General features: G+C 54.6%; 5 protein-coding genes and 1 other RNA gene. 4 read left to right on the top strand and 2 right to left on the bottom strand.

Translation table 11 applies throughout. The features are described from left to right. Positions 1-111: 111 nt before the first annotated feature. Positions 112-506, top strand: an RNA gene (gene rnpB / locus FRY97_RS19260) — RNase P RNA component class A. 1 nt (position 507) lies between these two features. Here rnpB and rnr read toward each other — a convergent pair. Together rnr and FRY97_RS19270 are read right to left on the bottom strand one after the other, a co-directional pair. Further along, positions 508-2,739: a ribonuclease R gene (rnr, locus tag FRY97_RS19265; RefSeq protein ID WP_147169206.1), complete on the bottom strand. Its 2,232-nt coding sequence runs from the start codon at positions 2,737-2,739 to the stop codon at positions 508-510. A 73-nt stretch (positions 2,740-2,812) separates the two neighbouring features. Beyond that, entirely contained in the window at positions 2,813-3,325 is a 513-nt protein-coding gene (locus FRY97_RS19270; RefSeq protein ID WP_147169207.1) for a hypothetical protein, read from the bottom strand. Positions 3,326-3,741: 416 nt separating this feature from the next. Between FRY97_RS19270 and FRY97_RS19275 the strand changes: the two genes are divergently transcribed. The 3 genes from FRY97_RS19275 to FRY97_RS19285 are packed head-to-tail and all read left to right on the top strand — an operon-like array spanning position 3,742 to position 7,251. Further along, the gene (locus FRY97_RS19275) at positions 3,742-4,431 is read left to right on the top strand and encodes a succinate dehydrogenase cytochrome b subunit (RefSeq protein ID WP_147169208.1); all 690 of its coding nucleotides are present in this window, start codon (positions 3,742-3,744) and stop codon (positions 4,429-4,431) included. Positions 4,432-4,467: 36 nt separating this feature from the next. Further along, positions 4,468-6,468, top strand: coding sequence for a fumarate reductase/succinate dehydrogenase flavoprotein subunit (locus FRY97_RS19280; protein ID WP_147169209.1), 2,001 nt, complete (start codon positions 4,468-4,470; stop codon positions 6,466-6,468). A 30-nt stretch (positions 6,469-6,498) separates the two neighbouring features. Next, positions 6,499-7,251: a succinate dehydrogenase/fumarate reductase iron-sulfur subunit gene (locus FRY97_RS19285; RefSeq protein ID WP_147169210.1), complete on the top strand. Its 753-nt coding sequence runs from the start codon at positions 6,499-6,501 to the stop codon at positions 7,249-7,251. Positions 7,252-7,687: the final 436 nt, after the last annotated feature.

Consider the following 7,687-nt stretch of genomic DNA (forward strand, 5'->3'; position numbering starts at 1 on the left):
GTCTGATTTACGCTCTATTGCTATGAAGAAGTGTTTTGGTGCATCAGTTGGCAAACGCCGGCCTAAGAAGTACGCATCATAACCAGAAATTGCCGTACTTTGCCGGCTACCGCTCCGGGTGGCCCTATCGCGGCTGCCAAAGTGCAGATGAGGAAAGTCCGGACAACGCAGAGCGCCACGCCACCTAACGGGTGGGCTCCGGCATAGCCGGGGACAGATAGTGCCACAGAAAGCTATACCGCCCCCTCAGGGGGGTAAGGGTGAAAACGTGCGGTAAGAGCGCACGCCCGGGCCTGGCAACAGGTTTGGGGGGTAAACCTCGTGGGTTGAAATGCCATGTACATCCTGGCCGGGCAAGCCCGGCTGAGTTGCTCGCTCAGTTCGCTCCGGCGGCGCCGGGAGGGGTAGGCAGATAGATCCACTCTGTGAAGGGTGGGCTAGATAAATGATAGGGGCTGCCGGTTGGTCCGGCAGCACAGAATCCGGCTTATAAGCCCGGAGCGGTTTTTATCTTTTGCGCCGCCCGCTGCGGCTCCTACCGGCTTTTGCGCCCCCGTTGGCGGGCACTGCTTCTTCTCGTACCCATTCCATTTCAATTTGGCGCTTGGCCAGGTCTGCACGCGCAATGCGCACCCTCACTTGCTGCCCCATCTTGTATTCCTTTTTGGAGTATACCCCAGTCATGCGCAGGCGGGAGTCTGCTACATCGAAGGGCTCGTCCAGCGTTTCAAATGGGACCATGCCTTCGATCAAGCCTTTGAGCTCTACGAAGAAACCCCGGTCCATGATGCCCGAAATGAAACCATCAAACTCTTCTCCAATGTGCTTCTCGATGTACTCTACTTGTTTGTATTTGATAGATTCCCGCTCCGCTGTGATGGCGTTGCGCTCCTTTTTGGAAATGTGCTTGCACTGCTCTTCCAGGTAAGCCTTATTGGTGCGGTAAACGTTTTCGCTGCCCAAGTTGCGCTCTAGCAGGCGGTGGGCGAGCACATCGGAGTACCGGCGGATGGGGGAGGTGAAGTGGGTGTAGTGAGAAAAGCCAAGCCCATAGTGGCCAATGTTCTCTGAAGAATAAGCCGCTTTGGACATCGTCCGGATGGCCAAGGGGCTGAGCAGTTTCAGTTCTGGGCGCTTCTCCGTTTCGCGGGCCAGGCGGTTGTATTCCCTGGCGATGCTCTCAGGCGATGAGACGTTCATGTCAAAGCCCATTTCCCGGGCAAAACGAGAGAGCTCCATTACTTTGTCGGGGTCGGGCTCGTCGTGTATCCGGTACACGTAGGGGATCTCTTCCATTCTCCCTTTCATGGAAATGAAGGAAGCCACCTCCCGGTTGGCGAGGAGCATGAAGTCTTCAATGAGCATGTGGGCTTCTTTGCGCTCTTTGACGTAGACCTCCACAGGCGCTCCGTCTGCGTCAAGGCGGAACTTGACTTCGTCGGTCTCGAAATTGATGGCCCCGTTTTTGTAGCGCTGTTTGCGCAGGTGGCGGGCAATCTTGCCGAGGCGCTGCACTTCCTCTGCAAATGCGCCGCCCTTGCCGTCTAGGCGTTCTTGTGCCTGCTCGTAGGTGAAGCGCTGATCGGAGTGGATGACAGTTTTGCCGAACCAGCGGTTGACAATTTTCATGTTCTTGTTGAACACGAAAATGGCAGAGAAGGCCAGGCGGTCCACATTAGGGCGAAGGGAGCAAAGGTCGTTGGAAAGGCGCTCCGGCAGCATAGGCAGGACCCGGTCTACCAAGTAGACGGAGGTGGAGCGGCTGAGGGCTTCCTTGTCCAGAGGGGTACCTTCTTTGACGTAGTGGGTGACATCAGCGATGTGCACTCCAATTTCTACCTCCCCATTCTCTAAGTCTCGTATGGAGAGGGCGTCGTCAAAGTCTTTGGCGTCCTCGGGGTCTACGGTAAAGGTAGTGACCCCACGGATATCGAGCCGCCGGCTGATCTCCTCTTGGCTGATGCGTGCCGGCAAGTATTCGGCTTCCCGCATGACATCTTCCGGGAATTCGAGGTCAAACCCGTTGTTGACCAAGATGGTCTTCATTTCGATATCGCTGCTCCCGGCTTTGCCCAAAACAGTAGTGACCGTGCCTTTGGGGTTATGGCGGTGGGATTCAGGCCATTCGTCGATCCGGACCACTACGCGGTCTTCATCGCTTGCGCTGGGCTGCCCGCTAATATCGACCTCCACATCTATGGGCGGCACCAAATCAATCGTGACTACTGCGTGTTTGGGGTAGCGCCACAAGGTACCGATGAAGTGGTCGCGGGCGCGCTCGAGGACGGCCTCCACCTCACCTTCTGGCTTGCGGCGGCCTGGGGGCGTCCAAACCCTGATTTTCACTTTGTCGCCATTCATGGCGGTATGCAGGAACCGGGCGGAGATGTGGACGTCGTTTTCGAGGCCTTCGCAAACGATATAGGCGTCGCCTGAGCGGGTCATGTCCACTAAGCCTTCGTAGTATTTGGCATCGCGGCGGTCTCCCCCTGAGGCATCTTGGCTCAGCTTGAACTTGTAGTCTCCGGCAGGGCGTATATCTTTGTGCTCGGCCAATTTTTCTAGAGCATCCTGAACAGAGTCTGTATTGTTGGCTATTTTCAGTTTGCGGGAAATTTGCTTAGGGTTCAGTAATTTTTTGGGGTTGCGTTTGAAAAGCTTTAGGATTTCGTCTCGCAGTTGTCGGGCACTGAGTTTTTGGCCCGTTTTCTTGCTTTTGTTTTTTCTGTTTTTACTCATAATTCTTTTGGGTGTTAAAAACGCGCTGTCATCAGCGCGGACGGCGGTATGCTACCGCGGGGGCAGGCTGGGGCTATACGGTTTCTGTGATTTGCCCTTCAGGCAAGAGTTCGAATTTGTTGGCCGTGCTTTGGGTGGGGTCGTAATGCCCTGGGCGGCCCTGAGCCGTCTGGCCAGATACAATGTAAATCGTCCAATCGTCTTCTATCGTGGCAACTGAGGTAGTCAACGTTTCTCCTTGTGATATCGTTCCTGCGATGACTTTCTGGTCGATCAGCTCTCCTTTTCTGGTAAAGGTGGCCAAGGTGTATTGGTAAGCCATCAGCATCGCCCGCCAATAAATGATGGCGTGGAAATCGTGGGTATCGGGAATGCGCATGCAAGGCACGAACTCGGTAAATTCATCTGCGGGCACTTCTTCGTAGGGCAAGATGAACTGCTCTATCATAGCCGGGTGGAGGGGGTCGTTCTTTTGGCTGAATGCGTGGTGAGCTTCTTCGCCAAGGGTCACTGGCAGTTTGATTTCCGGGAACTTTTCCAAAAAGTGGCTGAAGCTGACCTTGGGCTGCCGTTTGGGCTGATCCATAAATGAAATGCGTGTGTTGGTTTTCGCAATGCAGCTCCAGCAGGCTTTGTGCGCCGCCGGGGGCTACAGGTTAGCAATGGGGTTGCTTGCACTGAGCAGGCTGCAAAGGCTGCTGCCCTTGCCCTTACTTTACTAGAACGCTGTAGGTCCTGCAAATTGTTTGTTCAGGCGGCAGAAACCCTTGTATTTGATTTTTTAGCAGCAGCTTGAGCATGCTCAATTTTGAACAATTCTAAATAACCGGCTGCTTTTGGGTCAACCAAACATTAGTCGGCAAGCGTTGTCCCTATCAATAGAATTTGTTACTACTTTTACAAAGCGAATAAATCATCAATTTTTCGGGGGGTAAACACCTTGCCCTTAGGGCTGTCAGCGGTTTACCCCTTGAAAAGAGCAAGAACGAAAAAGCAAAAAACATGAACTGGTTCTCCAATTTCCTGACTTCTTCTATCGGAAGAAAGGTAGTAATGAGCCTGACCGGCTTGTTCCTCATCAGCTTCCTGGTGGTGCACCTGATAGGCAACTTACAGCTGCTTGCCGGTGACGGCGGCGAGAAGTTTAACCTTTATGCTGATTTTATGACTTCCAACCCGCTGATCAAAATGACGTCTTATTTGTTGTACGCGGGCATTCTCCTCCATGCCATTCAGGGTTGGGCGCTGTGGCGAAAGAACCGTCAGGCGCGTGGTGGCCAGGGCTACGCGGTCAAGGTCAACCGGGCTGCAGGCACCAATGGTTTTGCGGCAAGCAATATGGGCTGGCTGGGCACTATTATCTTCGTGTTCATCGTCGTGCACATGTACCAGTTTTGGCTGCAGATGAAGATGGGCACGGTGGGCATGCAGACTTATGACGGCAAGACCGTGAAAGACTTGTACACGCTGGTATCGGCTACTTATGAAAACCTTGGGTTCGTGATTTTTTATGTGGTCTCTATGGTTGTCATTGGCTATCACCTCATCCACGGCTTTCAGTCTGCCTTCCAGACACTGGGCATCAATCATCGCAAGTACACACCTTTTATCAAGGGCTTGGGCAAAGCATTCTCCATCCTTGTCCCGCTGGGGTTTGCCATCATCCCCATCATCATGTACCTGACGAAGTAAACTATATATATTCCGACAATCGCTAAAACTGTAATTATGCCTTTCCAGAGTAATATTCCTCCCGGGCCTTTATCAGACAAGTGGACCCGGTACCGCGGCACGATGAACCTCGTGGCGCCTAATAATAAACGCCGTATCGAGATCATCGTTGTGGGCACCGGCCTGGCCGGTGGCGCTGCCGCTGCTACCTTGGGCGAGCTGGGCTATAAAGTGAAGTGTTTTACCTTCCACGACAGCCCCCGCCGCGCACACTCTATTGCTGCGCAGGGCGGTATCAATGCGGCCAAAAACTACCAAAATGACGGCGATAGCGTTTATCGCTTGTTTTATGATACCATCAAGGGGGGCGACTACCGCTCCCGGGAAGCGAATGTGCACCGCCTCGCTGAGGTGAGCCGCAACATCATCGATCAGGCTGTAGCTCAGGGTGTGCCTTTTGCCCGCGAATATGGCGGGCTGCTGGCCAACCGCTCTTTCGGCGGGGTGCAGGTGAGCCGTACGTTCTATGCCCGTGGGCAGACCGGGCAGCAGCTGCTGTTGGGCGCCTATCAATCGCTTTCCCGTCAGATTTCTAAGGGCAGCGTAGCTATGTACAACCGCCACGAAATGCTGGATGTGGTCATCAAGGACGGCAAAGCTCGTGGCATCATTGCCCGCAACTTGCTTACCGGCAAATTGGAGCGTCATGCAGCGCACTGTGTGGTGCTCGCTACCGGCGGCTATGGCAACGTCTTCTACCTGTCTACCAACGCCATGAACTCCAACGGTACTGCAGCCTGGCGGGCTGTGCGCCGAGGCGCTTACATGGCCAATCCTTGCTTTACGCAAATCCACCCGACCTGCATCCCGCAGTCTGGTGAATATCAGTCTAAGCTCACCCTCATGTCGGAGTCGCTCCGGAACGATGGGCGGGTATGGGTGCCTAAGCATCAGGAAGATGCAAAAGCCATCCGTGAGGGCCGCAAAACGGCCAATGATATCGCAGAAGATCAGCGGGACTACTACCTCGAGCGCCGCTACCCGGCTTTCGGCAACCTGGTGCCCCGTGATGTGGCCTCCCGTGCTGCCAAAGTAGCCTGCGATGAAGGGCTCGGCGTTGCGCCCACTGGCTTAGCTGTATTCCTGGACTTTGAGTCGGCCATCATGCGTTATGGCCGCTCTGAGGCCAATACAAAAGGCATCCACAACCCTTCTGATGCCCAGGTCCGAGAATTGGGCGAGAAAGTAGTCGAGGAGAAGTATGGCAACCTCTTCGAGATGTACGAAAAGATTACCGGCGACAACCCTTACAAAACGCCAATGAAGATCTATCCTGCGGTCCACTACACTATGGGCGGGCTCTGGGTAGACTATAACCTAGAGACCAATATACCGGGCTTGTTTGCTGCGGGAGAGGCCAATTTCTCTGACCACGGGGCCAACCGCCTCGGGGCTTCGGCCTTGATGCAGGGCTTGGCAGATGGCTATTTTGTGCTGCCTTACACAATCGGGCAGTTCCTGAGCAAAGAAATCCGTACGCCGCAAATTGATCCGGATTCAGCGGAGTTTGTGCAGGCGGAGCAGGAAGTGAAAAGCCGCCTCGATCAGCTGATGAGCATTGGCGGAAGCCAATCAGTTGAGAGCTTCCACCGCCGGCTTGGCAAAATCATGTGGGACTACTGCGGTATGTCGCGCAATGCAGAGGGGCTGAAAAAAGCCCGCAAGATGATCCGCGAGCTGCGGGAGGAGTTCTACAAAGATGTCTTCATCCCTGGGGAAGCAGAGGACTTTAACCCTGAACTGGAAAAAGCACACCGCGTAGCTGATTTCATGGAGCTGGGCGAGCTCATGGTCGTAGATGCCCTTGACCGCAACGAGTCTTGTGGAGGGCATTTCCGGGAGGAGTACCAAACGGAGGATGGCGAAGCGCTCCGGGATGATGAGAACTTCGCTTACGTTTCTGCCTGGGAGTATAGCGGCTGGGAAACTGACCCTGTATTGCATAAGGAAGAGCTCGTATTCGAAAACGTTGAGCTCAAGACCCGGAGCTACAAGTAACCCGACTGCCTCACTTCAAAAACGGAAATCATGAAACTTACACTTAAGATATGGCGTCAAAAAAACGCCGATACAAAAGGGAGCTTCCAAACCTATCAGGTGGAGGCCAGCCCGGATATGTCTTTCCTGGAAATGCTTGATGTACTCAATGAAGACCTGATCTCCAAAAAGGAGTCGCCGGTCGCTTTTGAGCACGATTGCCGCGAAGGGATTTGCGGTACTTGCAGCATGGTTATCAACGGAGAACCGCACGGGCCGCAGCAGGGCACCACGACCTGTCAGCTGCACATGCGCCACTTTAAGGATGGGGATGTCATCGTTATTGAGCCCTTCCGGGCAAGCGCTTTCCCAGTAGTTAAAGACCTCGTGGTCACCCGTGATTCCTTCGACCGTATCATTCAGGCCGGCGGTTACATTTCGGTCAATACCGGGCAGGCACAGGACGGCAATGCCATCCCCGTGGAAAAATCGGTTGCTGCTGAAGCGTTCGACGCGGCCGCCTGCATTGGCTGCGGGGCCTGCGTAGCTGCCTGTCCTAATGCATCGGCTATGCTCTTCGTTAGTGCCAAGGTGTCTCACCTGGCGCTCATGCCTCAGGGCGAGGTGGAAGCCAAACGCCGTGCACAGGCTATGGTCAAGCAGATGGACGAGGAAGGCTTTGGCATGTGCTCCAATGTGACGGCTTGTGAAGCAGAATGCCCTAAGGGGATCTCTGTGGAAAACATTGCCCGCCTTAACCGTGAGTACTTGTCTTCGGCCCTTGGCTCTAAGACTACGGTGTAACACTAAGAATGCGCATACCTGCTTTTTTCGCCTTCTCAAAGGCGGGGCTATAGGACGCAGGCAAAGTTGCCGTTTTTTGGAGCCTGCCCCTGCCAAGTAGGCAGGTGCCGCTATGCTGCGGGGCTCGCTGCCCGCTCGGCCCTGTCGGGCTTGCCACCCCTGCGCAGCGCTAGGCCGATGCCAAGCTAAAGCCCGAAAAGCATAAACGCCTGCGGCACTTTGGTTTGCGCCCGACCGATAAGCCGCTGTGCAGCTCTTTCTGAGCTGCACAGCGGCTTTTGTCTTATAGCCTGCTCGGCCGTGCCCCTGCTGTGGGGGGGGTGAGAAGCCGCTCTTGAAGACCAACGAAGCTTCCATTGCACAGCCCGATGAGCTGCCGCCCATCGCGACTACATGCATCATATAGTAACCATGACCTTACCTGTTTGGATAGGTG

Source organism: Phaeodactylibacter luteus, from assembly GCF_007993045.1.
Lineage (GTDB): Bacteria > Bacteroidota > Bacteroidia > Chitinophagales > Saprospiraceae > Phaeodactylibacter > Phaeodactylibacter luteus.